Origin of the sequence: Massilia sp. YIM B02763, assembly GCF_030412015.1 — a bacterium.
Lineage (GTDB): Bacteria > Pseudomonadota > Gammaproteobacteria > Burkholderiales > Burkholderiaceae_D > Telluria.
In genome coordinates this window covers 1-13,024 of the sequence record NZ_JASNRD010000032.1, presented here as the reverse complement: position 1 = coordinate 13,024, position 13,024 = coordinate 1, and the positions used below count along the sequence as shown (strand labels likewise).

Sequence of the window (13,024 nt, the reverse complement as noted above, 5' to 3'; positions counted from 1 at the left end):
CTACATTCGGAAGTGTTCACCCAGATAGACGCGGCGTACGGATTCGTTGGCGATGATGTCGTCGGGGCGGCCGGATGCGAGCACCGCGCCCTGGTTGATGATGTAGGCGCGGTCGCAGATGCCCAGCGTCTCGCGCACGTTGTGGTCGGTGATCAGCACGCCGATCCCGCGTTCCTTCAGGAAGCGCACGATGCGCTGGATCTCGATCACGGCGATCGGGTCGACGCCGGCGAACGGCTCGTCCAGCAGCACGAAGCGCGGGTTGGTCGCCAGCGCGCGCGCGATCTCCACGCGGCGGCGCTCGCCGCCGGACAGCGACAGCGCCGGGCTCTCGCGCAGCTTCTCGATCTGCAGCTCGCTCAGCAGCTCGTCGAGGCGCTCGGCGATGCGCTGCTTGCTCAGCGGCTTGCCGTCCTCGCGCTGCAGTTCCAGCACGGCGCGGATGTTTTCCTCGACCGTCAGCTTGCGGAACACCGAGGCTTCCTGCGGCAGGTAGGACAGGCCCAGCAGCGCGCGGCGGTGGATCGGCAGGCTCGAGACGTCGTCGCCATTGATGTCGATGGTGCCGGCATCGGACGGCACCAGGCCCACGATCATGTAGAACGAGGTCGTCTTGCCGGCGCCGTTGGGACCCAGCAGGCCGACCACTTCGCCGCAGGCGACCTGCAGCGACACGTCGCGCACGACGAGGCGCTTGCCGTAGCTCTTCTGCAGGCCCTTGACGACGAGGGTGCTGCCGCCGGCGCCGGTGCCGGTGCAGGCATTGCCCGCGGCGCTGCCCGCGACGGTCACGTTTTCTGCGCGTGCTTCCATCACTTCTTCTCCGCGGCCGAAGCGCCGGCAGCCGGTGCGGCGGCCTGGGCACGGCGCGGCGCCAGCGTGATGCTGCCGCGGCCCTTGCCCTGCACGTCGGCGCCGGCGGGGTCGTTGCGGCCCACCAGCACTTCCTTGCGGCTGTCGTAGGAAATGAATTCGCTGTCCATCTCCTGCGTGATCTTCTGGCCTTCGAGCTGCTTGATCACGGCCTTGGAGAACAGCTTCACCAGGTCGGCGCGCTCGTCGTATTCGATGCGCTGGGCCTGGCCTTCGGCCCACAGGTCGGGGCCGCCGTCGCGCTTCTGGCGGAAGGTGGCGAGCTTGCCCGGCGCGGCGATCAGGATGAAGGTGCGGTAGCCATCCGGCGCTTCCTTGACTTCGGCGCGGTCCGACTTCAGCACCATCGTGCCGCGCGTGATGACGACGTTGCCGGTGGCGATGTAGTTCTGCGTGACCTGGTCGACGTCCGACTTGTCGAACTGGATGTTGATCGGCTTGAGCGCATCCGCCTTCTCGGCCGAGGCGGCCAGCGGCACCAGCAGGAAGATGGCGGCGGCGAATAGTTTTTTCATGGTTGTCCTCAGGTGAATGGGCCTCAGCGCGGCTGGCGCGGCGGATACGTGGCATGACCGCGGCCGAACTGGGCCTGCTGGGTCGCGTTGTTGACCGTCGCGCCGATCGAATCGATCGTCGCTCCGCCGATCGTCATCTTGACCGGCTTGTCGGTCTTCGCGATCTCCTCGTCCGGCAGGAACGTCATCGCCGTGGTCTGGATGTGCAGCGGCTGGCCGGTGCCGCTGCCCGGACGCCGGATGTCGACGTTGCCGGTCAGGTCGATCTGGTTCTGGTTCTGGTTCACGAGCGCGTGGTCGGCCGTGATCGTCATCGGCGGCTTCTCGGCCGCCAGGCTGTGCACGACCGGGTTCTCGATCTCGGAGGTGTTGTTCGACGGCCGGTGCGTCAGGCGTTCGCCCGAGATCACGTAGCGCGGCTTGCCGTCCACCGACATGCGCACGAAGCTGAAGTTGTCGATGATGTAGTCCGGGTCGTCGCCCACGTTGACGCGGGTGGGATCGTCGCCCTGGCCCTGCATCACCTGCACCAGCCAGAAGCTGCCGAAGGCGAAGAACACCGCGGTCAGCATCAGCGCCAGCAGGCGCCAGCGGTGCGCGGTCCGTTTGTAGGTTGCGGGTGCCATGGATGTCCGGTCCGTCCTCGTCCGTTACGCGAAATACGGCGCGAGCGCCTGTTCGTAGGTGCCCTGGGCGCGCATCACCATGTCGCAAACCTCGCGCACGGCGCCGCGGCCGCCCGGGTTCTTCGTGACATAGTGGGCGCGGTGCTGCACTTCCGGATGGCCGCTCGGCACGGTGACGGCAAAGCCCACGCGGGTGAGCAGCGGCACGTCGATCACGTCGTCGCCGATGTAGCCGCATTCCTCGGCCGTCACTCCGGTCTTGGCCAGCAGCTCGGCGAAGGCGATGCGCTTGTCGTGCTGGCCCTGGAACACGTGGGTGATGCCCAGGTCCGCCGCGCGCCTGACCACGATGGGAGAATTGCGCGCGCTGATGATCGCCGTCTGCACGCCGGTGCGGTTCAGGAGCTGGATGCCGAGGCCGTCCAGCACGAAGAAGGTCTTCGTGACCTCGCCGTCGGCGCCATAAGTCAGGCTGCCGTCGGTGAGCACGCCGTCGACGTCGAAGATCATGACCTTCACGCGCCTGGCGCGCTCGATGTGTGCCAGCGGAGTCACCATCAGATCACCTTGGCGCGGGTCAGGTCGTGGATGTGCAGGGCGCCGACCAGCTTGCCGTCGGCGTCCGTCACCAGCATCTGGTTGATGCGGAATTCCTCCATCACGGCGACGGCGTCGACGGCCAGCTGTTCCGGATGGATGCGGCGCGGGTTCGCGTGCATGACGTCACGGATGACGAGCGCGGAAAAGTCCTGGACCTTGGCGATCAGGCGGCGCAGGTCGCCGTCCGTGAACACGCCGACCGGGCGATTCTCCGCATCGACGACGGCCGTCATGCCCATGCCCTTCTGCGAGATTTCCAGCAGCGCGTCGACCAGCAGCGTGTCCGGCGCCACCTTCGGCACCGCGTCGCCGCTGCGCATCACGTCGCTCACGCGGGTCAGCAGGCGGCGGCCCAGGGCGCCGCCCGGGTGCGACAGGGCGAAATCTTCCGACTTGAAGCCGCGCAGCTCCAGCAGCGCCACGGCCAGGGCGTCGCCCAGGGCCAGCGTGGCGGTGGTGCTGGCGGTCGGGGCCAGGTTCAGCGGGCAGGCTTCCTTGTCGACCGAGACGTCCAGGTGCACGTCGGACGCTTGCGCCAGGCGCGATGCCGGCTTGCCGGTCATGGCGATCACGGGCACGCCCATGCGCTTGACGGCCGGGATCACGACGGCCAGTTCGCTGCTCTCGCCGGAATACGAAATGGCGATGAGGACATCGCCCGGAGTAACCATGCCGAGGTCGCCGTGCGCCGCTTCGGCGGGATGCAGGAACAGCGCCGGCGTGCCCGTGGAAGCCAGCGTCGCGGCGATCTTGCGGCCGATGTGGCCCGACTTGCCGATGCCCGAGACGACTACCCGGCCCTTGCACGCCATCATCAGCGCCACCGCGCGCGCGACGCTGTCGTCGTCGCCCAGGCGCGCGGACAGCTTGCGCAGCGCTTCGGTCTCGATATCCAGGGCCTCGCGGGCCAGTGCCAACGCGCGCTGGGCCTGGGTCTCGTTAAAACTTGTCAGCATTATTTTTTCATCGGTTACACTCATAGACAAAGTATAGCCGAATTGGGAAAGCAAGAAACTTGCCAGACGTAACAAAACACTACTTGACAGGCTCCCGGCCTTTGACGACCCAATGACATCAGGGCTGGAACTTACTCTGCTCCTGCTGGGCAGCGCCGTCCTCGGCGTCGTGGCGTTCCGGATGCTGCACCTGCCGCCCATGCTGGGCTACCTGGCGGTGGGCGTGCTGATCGGCCCGAATGCCCTGAACCTGGCCGACAACGGCCCCACCACCCACGCGCTGGCCGAATTCGGCGTGGTGTTCCTGATGTTCTCCATCGGCCTGGAATTCTCGCTGGCCCAGTTGAAGGCGATGCGCCGCATCGTGTTCGGACTGGGCCTGGCCCAGGTGGCGCTGACCGTCCTCGCCACCGTGGCCGTCTCCTTCTTCGCGTCGATGCTCCCGCCGGCCTTCCGGATCGGCTGGCAGGCCGCGCTGGCGCTGGGCGGCGCGCTGGCGATGTCCTCCACCGCCATCGTCTCCAAGATGCTGACCGAGCGCCTGGAGCTGGAAAGCGAGCATGGACGCCGCATCATCGGCATCCTGCTGTTCCAGGACCTGGCCGTGGTGCCGCTGCTGATCCTGATTCCCTCGCTGGCCAAGCCGGCCGAGGAGCTGGCGATGACGCTGGCCTGGGCCGGCGTCAAGGCCGCCGCCGTGCTGGCGCTGCTGCTGTTCTTCGGCCAGAAGCTGATGCGCCAGTGGTTCACGGTCGTGGTCAAGCGGCGCTCGCAGGAACTGTTCATGCTGAACCTCCTGCTGGTGACGCTGGGCGCCGCCTGGATCACCGAGCACGCCGGCCTGTCGATGGCGCTGGGCGCCTTCGTCGCCGGCATGCTGATCTCCGAGACCCAGTACAAGCACCAGGTGGAAGAAGACATCAAGCCGTTCCGCGACGTGCTGCTCGGCCTGTTCTTCATCACCATCGGCATGCTGCTGAACGTGCAGCTGGTGCTGGCCAACTGGTGGATCGTCCTGTTGCTGCTGGTGGTGCCGGTGGTCCTGAAGTTCGCGCTGATCGCCGCGCTGGCCAAGGCCTTCGGTTCGTCGGACGGCGTGGCGCTGCGCACCGGCTTCGGGCTCGCGCAGGCCGGCGAATTCGGCTTCGTGCTCCTGAACCTCGCGTCCGGGTCAAAGCTGATCGACCCGTTCGTGATCCAACTGGTGCTGGCGTCGATGGTGTTGTCGATGCTGGCCGCGCCCTTCGTCATCGCCAACATGGACAAGATCGTCATGAAGATCGCGTCCAACGAATGGATGCTGCAGTCGCTGCAGCTGACCCAGCTCGCCAGCCGCACGATGAAGGCGCAGAAGCACGTGATCATCGCCGGCTTCGGACGCAGCGGCCAGAGCCTGGCGACGCTGCTGTCCGAAGAAAAGCTGGCCTGGTACGCGCTCGACCTGGACCCGGAACGCGTACAGGAAGCGCGCAGCGCCGGCGTCGACGTCTCCTACGGCGACTGCACCCGCAGGGAGGCGCTCATCGCGGCCGGCATCAACCGCGCCAGCGCCCTCGTCATCACCTTCGCCGACACCCGCCTGGCGGTCAAGGTGCTGCACCTGGTGCACGAACTGGCGCCGGAACTGCCCGTGATCGTGCGCGCCCACGACGACAGGGAACTCGATGTATTGAAACAGGCCGGCGCCACCGAGGTGGTGCCGGAAGCGCTGGAATCGAGCCTGATGCTGGCCTCGCATGCGCTGGTGGCGATGGGCGTGCCGCTGCGCCGCGTCGTGCACCGCGTGCAGGCGGCGCGCGACGAGCGCTATGCCTCGCTGCGCGGCTTCTTCCACGGCGCCAGCGACGCCGACGACGCCGAGGACGCCGGCGTGCACCTGCACTCGGTGACGCTGAAGGACGACGCCGACGCGGTCGGACGCCGGCTGATGGAGCTGGAACTGGACGCGTTCGGCGCCGAGGTCACGGCGGTGCGGCGCGGAGAGGACCGGATCGAGCCGGATGCGCAGGTCGAGTTGCGGGCGGGCGACGTGGTGGTGTTGCGCGGCACCGGGGACGCCGTCAGCCGCGCCGAGGGGCGCCTGGTCCGGACCTGATCACGGCGCCGCGACGATCTGGTTGCGGCCGTTCTCTTTTGCTTGATACAAGGCCTGGTCGGCCTGCGCGACGAGGTGCTGCGCCACGCCCTCGATCGCGTGGTCGCGCTGGAAATCGTCGAGCGTCGCCACGCCGATCGACACCGATACCGACAGCCACTCGCCGTCCGGCAGCGAGAACGGCGCGTTGGCCACGCTGGCCCGGATGCGCTGGGCCACCATGCTGGCGCTGCCCACGTCCGCATCGATCAGGAGCACCACGAATTCGTCGCCGCCGAAACGCCCCAGCGCGTCCGAGATGCGCAGCTCGGCCTTGATGCGCGCCGCCACCTCGCGCAGCACGTCGTCGCCGGCCTGGTGCCCGTGGGCGTCGTTGACCTGCTTGAAGTGGTCGATGTCGATGTACATGCAGGAGAGGCGGTAGGACTGGCGCCGCGCGCGGGCAATCTCTTCTACCAGGCGCCGGTCCATGTAGCGGCGGTTGTAGACGCCCGTGAGCGAATCGGTCAGGCCGATGTACTTCAGCATCTCGTTGCTGATCGTGTTTTCCAGGCAAATCGCGATGATCGAGCCCATGTGCTCGACGAAGTCCGTGCCCAGCAGCGGCGTGAAGCGCGCCGGGTCGCGGCTGCCCAGGTTCAGGCTGCCGATCAGGCGCTTGTTGCGCAGTAGCGGCACCAGCGCGACGCTGGCCAGTCCCGCCGGCGGATGCGGGAAGGCGTGACGGTGGACGGCCGGATCGTAGGGCGACAGGCGCGGCTTGAGGGCCTGGCCGGGCGGCGCGTCGTGGCCCAGCGTGGCGGCGCTGTCGTGGAAGATCAGGCCGGACAGGGCGTCGAAATCCACGCCCAGCTTCTGCATCACCGTATGGATGTCGGCGTCGGCGTCGACCAGCGCCAGCGTGACGGCATCCAGGTCGGAGATCGCGGGCAACAGCCGGAAGATGGTGGCGACCAGCTCCTGGAAGCTGCCGGCCCCCACGATCTCGAGATCGAAGGCCTGGTGCCGCATCATGATGGCGTGGTTGCTCTCGGCCTGGTCGAGCAGGCTCGCGAGCTGGCGCCGCAAGGCGTCGTTTTCGGCTATCAGTTCGCGCACACTGGCGCCGCGCTCGTACATCGGTCGACCTCCGTATAGGAATATTCCTACATTACGCCAACTGCGCCCAAATGCAAACGAAAAACACGTGAAGCGTTGTCGGAATGCCAGAACTCAGGTCGGCGGCGTGCTCCAGGCATGCTCCGCCGCGTCCAGGATGGGCGGCGACAGCATGTGCACGGCGCGCGGCACCAGGTGCAACGCCACCGGCGCGCCCAGCGCGGCCAGGCGTTCGTACGCGCGCCGGCTGTGCTCCGCCGGCATGACGCCGTCCATCCTGCCGTGCACGAGGCTGACGGCCGTGCGCGCATCCCAGCGCTGCGGCAGCGGCGCGAAGCGGCCGGCGATGGCGACCACGTGGCGTGCCAGCCAGCCGTCGGCGCAGGCGGCCAGCGCCATGATCGCCCCCTGCGAGAAGCCGGCCAGCACGGTGTCCCCTGGTCCCGCGCCATGGCGGCGCTGCAGCGCGTGCACCGTGTCGACGAAGGCCGGCAGCGCGGCGCGGATCCGGCCAGGGCGGTCGTCCTCGGTGATGCCGTCGACGGAAAACCACTGGTGGCCGCGCGGGCCCAGGTCGTAGGACAAGGCCGCCGGCGGCGCTTCGATGCGCACGCCAGGGGCGGCGGCGGCGATGCGTTCGCCCAGCGGCGCCATGTCGGCAGGCTGGCCGCCGACGCCGTGCAGCAGGATCAACAACGTCATCGGAACGCCACGTCAGAACGCCAGTTCGGCTTCCAGCTCCTGCCCGGCAAACAGCTCGCTGCCGGCGCCATGCGCCACGATGCAATTCATGCCCAGGCAGACGGCCCCTTCCATGCGCGGATTGGCGCGGTAGGTCTGCAGGATGTCGAGCGGGTCCGGTCCGGCGATGCCGGTCTGCTGGTCGATGGACGGGATCGGGCAGCGCGCGCACGGCTTCACGGGGCGGACCGTGGCCGTCTCGAACGCCAGCTCGGCCAGGTAATCCTCCTCGAAGGCCGGCAGGCCGCCGACCACCAGGTTGGGACGGAAGCGGTCCATCGGCAGCGCGGCGCGGCCGGCCGCGGCCAGGCGGGCATTCAAGTCGTCCAGCGAGGACTGGCCGATCAGCAGCAGCGGATAGCCGTCGGCGAAGCGGGTCTGCGACGGCACGCCCTCGGTCCACTTGACGCTGGTCGGACGCACGACGTCGCGGCGGAAGCGCACCAGCCGGCAGGCGGCGCCGACGGCCTGGGTGAACCAGTTGGCGGCGGAGTCTCCGCAGTCGGCGGCATCGACCAGGTCGTCCCAGATCTTCACCGTGCGCGGGCTGGCATCCGGATCGTGCGCCAGCGGCAGGCAGAAGTCGGACATGCCGGGCGCGCTCACCCGCAGCAGGTCGCCGTCGGGACGGGGCTGGATCAGCGCCATGCACGGGTGCTCGCGCTGGGTCAGGAACTGGCCCTGCTCGCTGACCAGCATCCATTCGCGGTCGTGCACGCCCTGGGCCTGCAGGCCGGATTCGAGCAGCGTGGCGGACGGCACGGACAAGCCTGCGCAGGATTTGATCGGGTAGATGAACAGCTGGGTCAGGATGGCCATGCTCGGAGCGGTGGTAAGGCGGAGCGGGATAGTATCGCACCAAAACCGGCCGATGCCTACGTGTTGCCATCCCCATAAAACCGGCGTACACTCGCCGCCGTCGACTCCCGCAAAGGGAGCCGGCACAACGCTAGGGGTCCTGCGCTTTCACGGGCGCGGGTGAGAAATACCCTCCGAACCTGATCTGGATAATGCCAGCGAAGGGAAGCTACAGAGACCGTGTGGACACATGCCGTTCGTCCATACGTACTCCGCACTCCTTACGCTGGATCGCCGATCCACAGTGACAAAAGGAGTGCACGTTGAACGCCGATCCGAAATTCCTCTCCGCCAGCGCCACGGTCGATGCCGCGGCCGTGGCCCCGCTACCCAATTCCCGCAAGGTCTACGTGTCCGGCAGCCGGCCCGACATCCGCGTACCGATGCGCGAGATCCACCAGTCCGACACGCCCGCCTCCTTCGGCGCCGAGCCGAACCCGCCCGTGTGGGTGTACGACACGTCCGGTCCGTACACCGATCCGGACGCGCGCATCGACATCCGTTCCGGCCTGGCGCCCCTGCGCGCCGGCTGGATCGCCGAACGGGGCGATACCGAGGAGCTGCCCGGTCCCACGTCCGCCTACGGCATCGAACGCCTGCACGACCCGAAGCTGGCCGAGCTGCGCTTCGACCTGAAGCGCAAGCCGCGCCGCGCGCTGGCCGGGCGGAATGTCACCCAGATGCACTACGCGCGCCAGGGGATCGTCACGCCCGAGATGGAATTCGTGGCCATCCGCGAAAACCTGCGGCGCCAGGAATACCTCGCGAACCTCGCCGCCGCCGGCCCGACGGGCAAGCGCATGGCCGCGCTGATCGGCCGCCAGCATGCCGGCCAGTCCTTCGGCGCCAGCATCCCGCGCGAGATCACGCCGGAATTCGTGCGCGACGAGATCGCCCGCGGCCGCGCCATCCTGCCCGCCAACGTCAACCACCCGGAATCGGAGCCGATGATCATCGGCCGCAACTTCCTCGTGAAGATCAATGCGAACATCGGCAACTCGGCCGTCACGTCGTCGATCGGCGAGGAAGTGGAAAAGATGACCTGGGCCACGCGCTGGGGCGGCGACACGGTGATGGACTTGTCGACCGGAAAACACATCCACGAGACGCGCGAATGGATCATCCGTAACAGCCCCGTGCCGATCGGCACCGTGCCCCTGTACCAGGCGCTGGAAAAGGTGCATGGCAAGGCCGAGGAGCTAACCTGGGAGATCTACCGCGACACGCTCATCGAACAGGCCGAGCAAGGCGTCGACTACTTCACCATCCACGCGGGCGTGCGCCTGCCCTTCGTGCCGATGACGGCCAACCGCCTGACGGGTATCGTCTCGCGCGGCGGCTCGATCATGGCCAAGTGGTGCCTGGCCCACCACAAGGAATCCTTCCTGTACACGCACTTCGAGGAGATCTGCGCGATCATGCAGGCCTACGACGTCGCCTTCAGCCTCGGCGACGGCCTGCGCCCCGGCTCGATCTACGACGCCAACGACGAAGCCCAGCTGGCCGAGCTGAAGACCCTCGGCGAACTGACCCGGATCGCCTGGAAGCACGACGTGCAGACGATGATCGAAGGCCCGGGCCACGTGCCGCTGCAGCTGATCAAGGAAAACATGGACCTGCAGCTGGAGCAGTGCCACGAGGCGCCGTTCTACACGCTGGGCCCCCTCACCACCGACATCGCGCCCGGCTACGACCACATCACCTCCGGCATCGGCGCCGCCAACATCGGCTGGTACGGCACCGCGATGCTGTGCTACGTGACGCCCAAGGAGCACCTGGGCCTGCCCGACAAGGACGACGTCAAGGACGGCATCATCACCTATAAGATCGCGGCGCACGCGGCCGACCTGGCCAAGGGCCACCCGGGCGCGCAGATCCGCGACAACGCGCTGTCGAAGGCGCGCTTCGAATTCCGCTGGGAAGACCAGTTCAACCTCGGCCTCGATCCGGACAAGGCGCGCTCCTTCCACGACGAGACGCTGCCCAAGGATTCGGCCAAGGTCGCGCATTTCTGCTCCATGTGCGGCCCGCACTTCTGCTCGATGAAGATCACCCAGGAAGTACGCGACTACGCGGCCGGCCAGGGCATCGCCGCCCAGGACGCGCCGGCCCACGGCATGAAGGTGAAGGCCGTCGAGTTCATGCGCAAGGGGGGCGAGTTGTACAGCAAGGACTTCAGCGTGGCGGAATGACCATGCTCGAGATCGAACTGAACGGCGCACCCTATCTGCTGCCGGATGGCGCCAGCCTGGTCGACCTGGTCGACCGGCTGGAGCTCGCCGGCCAGGCGCTGGCGCTGGCCGTCAACCGCCGCGTGGTGCCGCGCCAGTGCTGGCCCGACACCGTCCTGCAGCGCGCCGACAAGGTCGACGTGGTGCGCGCGATCGGCGGCGGCTGAGACCCTTCCCATGAATACGGAGCACACGATGACGAACACATTGCACGAAGACCGCCCGCTCACCATCGCCGGCAAGACCTACCATTCGCGCCTGCTGGTCGGCAGCGGCAAGTACCGCGACCTGGAGCAGACCCGCGAAGCGACCGAGGCGGCCGGCGCCGAGATCATCACGGTGGCGATCCGCCGCGTGAACATCGGCCAGCACGCCGGCGAGCCGAACCTGCTCGATGCGGTCCCGCCCAGCCGCTACACCATCCTGCCCAACACGGCCGGCTGCTACACGGCCAAGGATGCCGTCTACACGCTGCAGCTGGCGCGCGAGCTGCTGAACGGGCACAAGCTCGTCAAGCTGGAAGTGCTGGGCGACGAGAAGACGCTGTTCCCCAACATGCCGGAAACGCTGCGCGCCGCCGAGGAACTGGTGCGCGACGGCTTCGACGTGATGGTCTATTGCAGCGACGACCCGATCCAGGCGCGCATGCTGGAAGACATCGGCTGCGTGGCCGTCATGCCCCTCGCCTCGCTGATCGGCTCCGGCATGGGCATCCTGAATCCGTGGAACCTGTCCTTGATCGTCGAACAGGCCCGCGTACCCGTGCTGGTCGACGCCGGCGTGGGCACGGCGTCCGATGCGGCCATCGCCATGGAACTGGGCTGCGACGGCGTGCTGATGAACAGCGCCATCGCGCTGGCGCAGGATCCCGTGCGCATGGCCCGCGCGATGCGCCTGGCCGTCGAGGGCGGACGCGAAGCGTATCTTGCCGGCCGCATGGCGCGCCGCTTCGCCGCTTCTCCCTCCTCGCCGATGGCGGGCCGCGTGTGATGGCGGTCCTGCCGGATGGACTGCGTTCGCCGGTCCGCCCCAGCGTGCTCGTGTTCGCCGGACTCGACCCGTCCGGCGGCGCCGGCATCGCGGCTGACATCGAGGCGATCGCCGCCCAGGGCGCGCATGCGCTGCCCATCGTCACGGCGCTGACGGTACAGGACAACAACCGGGTGCGCGGCATGGAGCCCGTGAGCGACGTGCTGCTGACACGCCAGGCCGGCCTGCTGGCGGGCAGCATGGCGATCGCCGCCGTCAAGATCGGCATCCCGGGCAACCTGGCGAATGCCGAGGCCATCGCCGACGTCGTGCGCCACCTGCGCGAGACGCGCCCGGAGCTGCCGGTGGTGCTCGACCCCGTGCTGGCCAGCGGCCATGGCGACGCGCTGGCGCGCGGCGACGCCCTGCAGGCGCTGGAACCCCTGCTCGACGTGGCCACCGTGCTGGTGCCCAACCTGCCGGAAGCGGCGGCGCTGGGAGAACGCCTGCAGCGCTGCCCGCACGTGCTGGTGACGGGCGGGCATGGCGACGGCAGCGAAGTCGTCAACCGCTGGACCAGCGGCGCCGGCACGCGCGAATGGCGCTGGCCGCGCCTGCCCGGCGAATTCCACGGCAGCGGCTGCACGCTGGCCTCCAGCATCGCCGCCCGCCTGGCGCTGGGCGATGCCATCGCGCAGGCGCTGGAAAGCGGCCAGCGCTACTGCAACCAGTCCCTGGCCGATTCCTATGCGATCGCGCCGGGCCAGCGCATCCCGCGCCGCATCCACCCATGAACAAGGACATCCCATGAGAGGCCTCTACCTAGTGACACCCGATTGGACCGACACCGAGCGCCTGCTCGACGCGACGGCACGCGCGCTGGACGGCGGCGCCGCGCTGGTCCAGTACCGCAACAAGACGGCGCCGCCGGCGCTGCGGCGCGAACAGGCGTCCGCCCTGCTCCGGCTGTGCCGCGGCCACGGCCGGCCGTTCATCGTCAACGACCACGTGGCGCTGGCCATGGAGATCGATGCCGACGGCGTGCACGTCGGCGGCACCGATGCGCCCGTGCGGGCCGTGCGCGCGGCGCTCGGGCCGGAGAAGATCGTCGGCGCATCCTGCTACGGGGAATTGACGCTGGCCGAAGCGGCGCAGGACGCCGGCGCGAGCTATGTCGCGTTCGGCGGCTTTTATCCGTCGGTGGTGAAGCAGTATGCGGTGACGACGCCGCCCTCGATCGTCGAGCTGGCGAAGGCGCGGTTGCGGGTGCCGGTGGTGGTGATCGGCGGGATGACGGTGGAGCATGCGCGGCCGCTCGTGGCATACGGCGCCGACATGGTGGCGGCGATCAGCAGCGTGTACCGGACGGAGGGTCCGGACGGGGCGGCGCGGGAGTTCGCGGCGTTGTTTTGACAGCAAAGACGTCGTCCCCGCGCAGGCGCACTGCTGTCCGGGATAATAA

The 13,024-nt window shown here is 68.3% G+C and carries 14 protein-coding genes and 1 riboswitch; of the genes, 6 read left to right on the top strand and 8 right to left on the bottom strand.

Annotation, left to right across the window (positions count from 1 at the left end; all coding sequences use genetic code 11):
- From lptB to QPK32_RS24650, 5 genes are read right to left on the bottom strand one after another with little or no spacing between them, the layout of a single operon-like run.
- Window positions 1–813, bottom strand: coding sequence for an LPS export ABC transporter ATP-binding protein (lptB, locus tag QPK32_RS24670; protein WP_290415434.1), 813 nt, complete (start codon window positions 811–813; stop codon window positions 1–3).
- Window positions 813–1,388 (bottom strand): lipopolysaccharide transport periplasmic protein LptA, encoded by a 576-nt coding sequence (gene lptA, locus QPK32_RS24665; protein WP_290415433.1) that lies wholly within the window; start codon window positions 1,386–1,388, stop codon window positions 813–815. The genes lptB and lptA overlap by 1 nt, the downstream gene beginning before the upstream one ends.
- A gap of 23 nt (window positions 1,389–1,411) precedes the next feature.
- Window positions 1,412–2,014: an LPS export ABC transporter periplasmic protein LptC gene (lptC, locus tag QPK32_RS24660; RefSeq protein WP_290415432.1), complete on the bottom strand. Its 603-nt coding sequence runs from the start codon at window positions 2,012–2,014 to the stop codon at window positions 1,412–1,414.
- 24 nt (window positions 2,015–2,038) lie between these two features.
- Window positions 2,039–2,572 (bottom strand): HAD family hydrolase, encoded by a 534-nt coding sequence (locus tag QPK32_RS24655; protein WP_290415431.1) that lies wholly within the window; start codon window positions 2,570–2,572, stop codon window positions 2,039–2,041.
- On the bottom strand, window positions 2,572–3,594 hold the full coding sequence (locus tag QPK32_RS24650; protein ID WP_374046783.1) for an SIS domain-containing protein: 1,023 nt from the start codon (window positions 3,592–3,594) through the stop codon (window positions 2,572–2,574). The genes QPK32_RS24655 and QPK32_RS24650 overlap by 1 nt, the downstream gene beginning before the upstream one ends.
- Before the next feature lie 88 nt (window positions 3,595–3,682).
- Between QPK32_RS24650 and QPK32_RS24645 the strand changes: the two genes are divergently transcribed.
- The gene (locus tag QPK32_RS24645) at window positions 3,683–5,665 is read left to right on the top strand and encodes a monovalent cation:proton antiporter family protein (protein WP_290415429.1); all 1,983 of its coding nucleotides are present in this window, start codon (window positions 3,683–3,685) and stop codon (window positions 5,663–5,665) included.
- Here QPK32_RS24645 and QPK32_RS24640 read toward each other — a convergent pair whose 3' ends face one another.
- The 3 genes from QPK32_RS24640 to QPK32_RS24630 all read right to left on the bottom strand — a co-directional run bounded on the left by QPK32_RS24640 (window position 5,666) and on the right by QPK32_RS24630 (window position 8,323).
- On the bottom strand, window positions 5,666–6,784 hold the full coding sequence (locus QPK32_RS24640; protein WP_290415428.1) for a diguanylate cyclase: 1,119 nt from the start codon (window positions 6,782–6,784) through the stop codon (window positions 5,666–5,668).
- Window positions 6,785–6,877: 93 nt separating this feature from the next.
- Window positions 6,878–7,465: an esterase gene (locus tag QPK32_RS24635; RefSeq protein WP_290415427.1), complete on the bottom strand. Its 588-nt coding sequence runs from the start codon at window positions 7,463–7,465 to the stop codon at window positions 6,878–6,880.
- A 12-nt stretch (window positions 7,466–7,477) separates the two neighbouring features.
- The gene (locus QPK32_RS24630; RefSeq protein ID WP_290415426.1) at window positions 7,478–8,323 is read right to left on the bottom strand and encodes an MOSC domain-containing protein; all 846 of its coding nucleotides are present in this window, start codon (window positions 8,321–8,323) and stop codon (window positions 7,478–7,480) included.
- Window positions 8,324–8,445: 122 nt separating this feature from the next.
- Window positions 8,446–8,546, top strand: a riboswitch (TPP riboswitch).
- 79 nt (window positions 8,547–8,625) lie between these two features.
- Between QPK32_RS24630 and thiC the strand changes: the two genes are divergently transcribed.
- The 5 genes from thiC to thiE are packed head-to-tail and all read left to right on the top strand — an operon-like array spanning window position 8,626 to window position 12,975.
- Window positions 8,626–10,554 (top strand): phosphomethylpyrimidine synthase ThiC, encoded by a 1,929-nt coding sequence (thiC, locus tag QPK32_RS24625; protein WP_290415425.1) that lies wholly within the window; start codon window positions 8,626–8,628, stop codon window positions 10,552–10,554.
- Window positions 10,555–10,556: 2 nt separating this feature from the next.
- The gene (thiS, locus tag QPK32_RS24620; protein ID WP_290415424.1) at window positions 10,557–10,760 is read left to right on the top strand and encodes a sulfur carrier protein ThiS; all 204 of its coding nucleotides are present in this window, start codon (window positions 10,557–10,559) and stop codon (window positions 10,758–10,760) included.
- 28 nt (window positions 10,761–10,788) lie between these two features.
- Window positions 10,789–11,583, top strand: a complete 795-nt coding sequence (locus tag QPK32_RS24615) for a thiazole synthase (protein WP_290415423.1) — start codon at window positions 10,789–10,791, stop codon at window positions 11,581–11,583.
- A complete protein-coding gene (locus QPK32_RS24610; protein WP_290415457.1) occupies window positions 11,583–12,356 on the top strand; it encodes a hydroxymethylpyrimidine/phosphomethylpyrimidine kinase in 774 nt (257 codons plus the stop codon). Before QPK32_RS24615 ends, QPK32_RS24610 begins: the two co-directional genes overlap by 1 nt.
- Before the next feature lie 13 nt (window positions 12,357–12,369).
- Complete coding sequence (thiE, locus tag QPK32_RS24605; protein ID WP_290415422.1) at window positions 12,370–12,975, top strand: thiamine phosphate synthase; 606 nt, start codon at window positions 12,370–12,372, stop codon at window positions 12,973–12,975.
- Window positions 12,976–13,024 lie beyond the last annotated feature (49 nt).

Coding starts and splice junctions, on each gene's coding strand:
- lptB (WP_290415434.1), bottom strand. CDS start 813: ATGGAAGCACGCGCAGAAAACGTGACCGTCGCGGGCAGCGCCGCGGGC.
- QPK32_RS24650 (WP_374046783.1), bottom strand. CDS start 3,594: ATGAGTGTAACCGATGAAAAAATAATGCTGACAAGTTTTAACGAGACC.
- QPK32_RS24615 (WP_290415423.1), top strand. CDS start 10,789: ATGACGAACACATTGCACGAAGACCGCCCGCTCACCATCGCCGGCAAG.
- QPK32_RS24635 (WP_290415427.1), bottom strand. CDS start 7,465: ATGACGTTGTTGATCCTGCTGCACGGCGTCGGCGGCCAGCCTGCCGAC.
- QPK32_RS24610 (WP_290415457.1), top strand. CDS start 11,583: ATGGCGGTCCTGCCGGATGGACTGCGTTCGCCGGTCCGCCCCAGCGTG.
- QPK32_RS24655 (WP_290415431.1), bottom strand. CDS start 2,572: ATGGTGACTCCGCTGGCACACATCGAGCGCGCCAGGCGCGTGAAGGTC.
- thiE (WP_290415422.1), top strand. CDS start 12,370: ATGAGAGGCCTCTACCTAGTGACACCCGATTGGACCGACACCGAGCGC.
- QPK32_RS24645 (WP_290415429.1), top strand. CDS start 3,683: ATGACATCAGGGCTGGAACTTACTCTGCTCCTGCTGGGCAGCGCCGTC.
- QPK32_RS24630 (WP_290415426.1), bottom strand. CDS start 8,323: ATGGCCATCCTGACCCAGCTGTTCATCTACCCGATCAAATCCTGCGCA.
- lptC (WP_290415432.1), bottom strand. CDS start 2,014: ATGGCACCCGCAACCTACAAACGGACCGCGCACCGCTGGCGCCTGCTG.
- QPK32_RS24640 (WP_290415428.1), bottom strand. CDS start 6,784: ATGTACGAGCGCGGCGCCAGTGTGCGCGAACTGATAGCCGAAAACGAC.
- thiS (WP_290415424.1), top strand. CDS start 10,557: ATGCTCGAGATCGAACTGAACGGCGCACCCTATCTGCTGCCGGATGGC.
- lptA (WP_290415433.1), bottom strand. CDS start 1,388: ATGAAAAAACTATTCGCCGCCGCCATCTTCCTGCTGGTGCCGCTGGCC.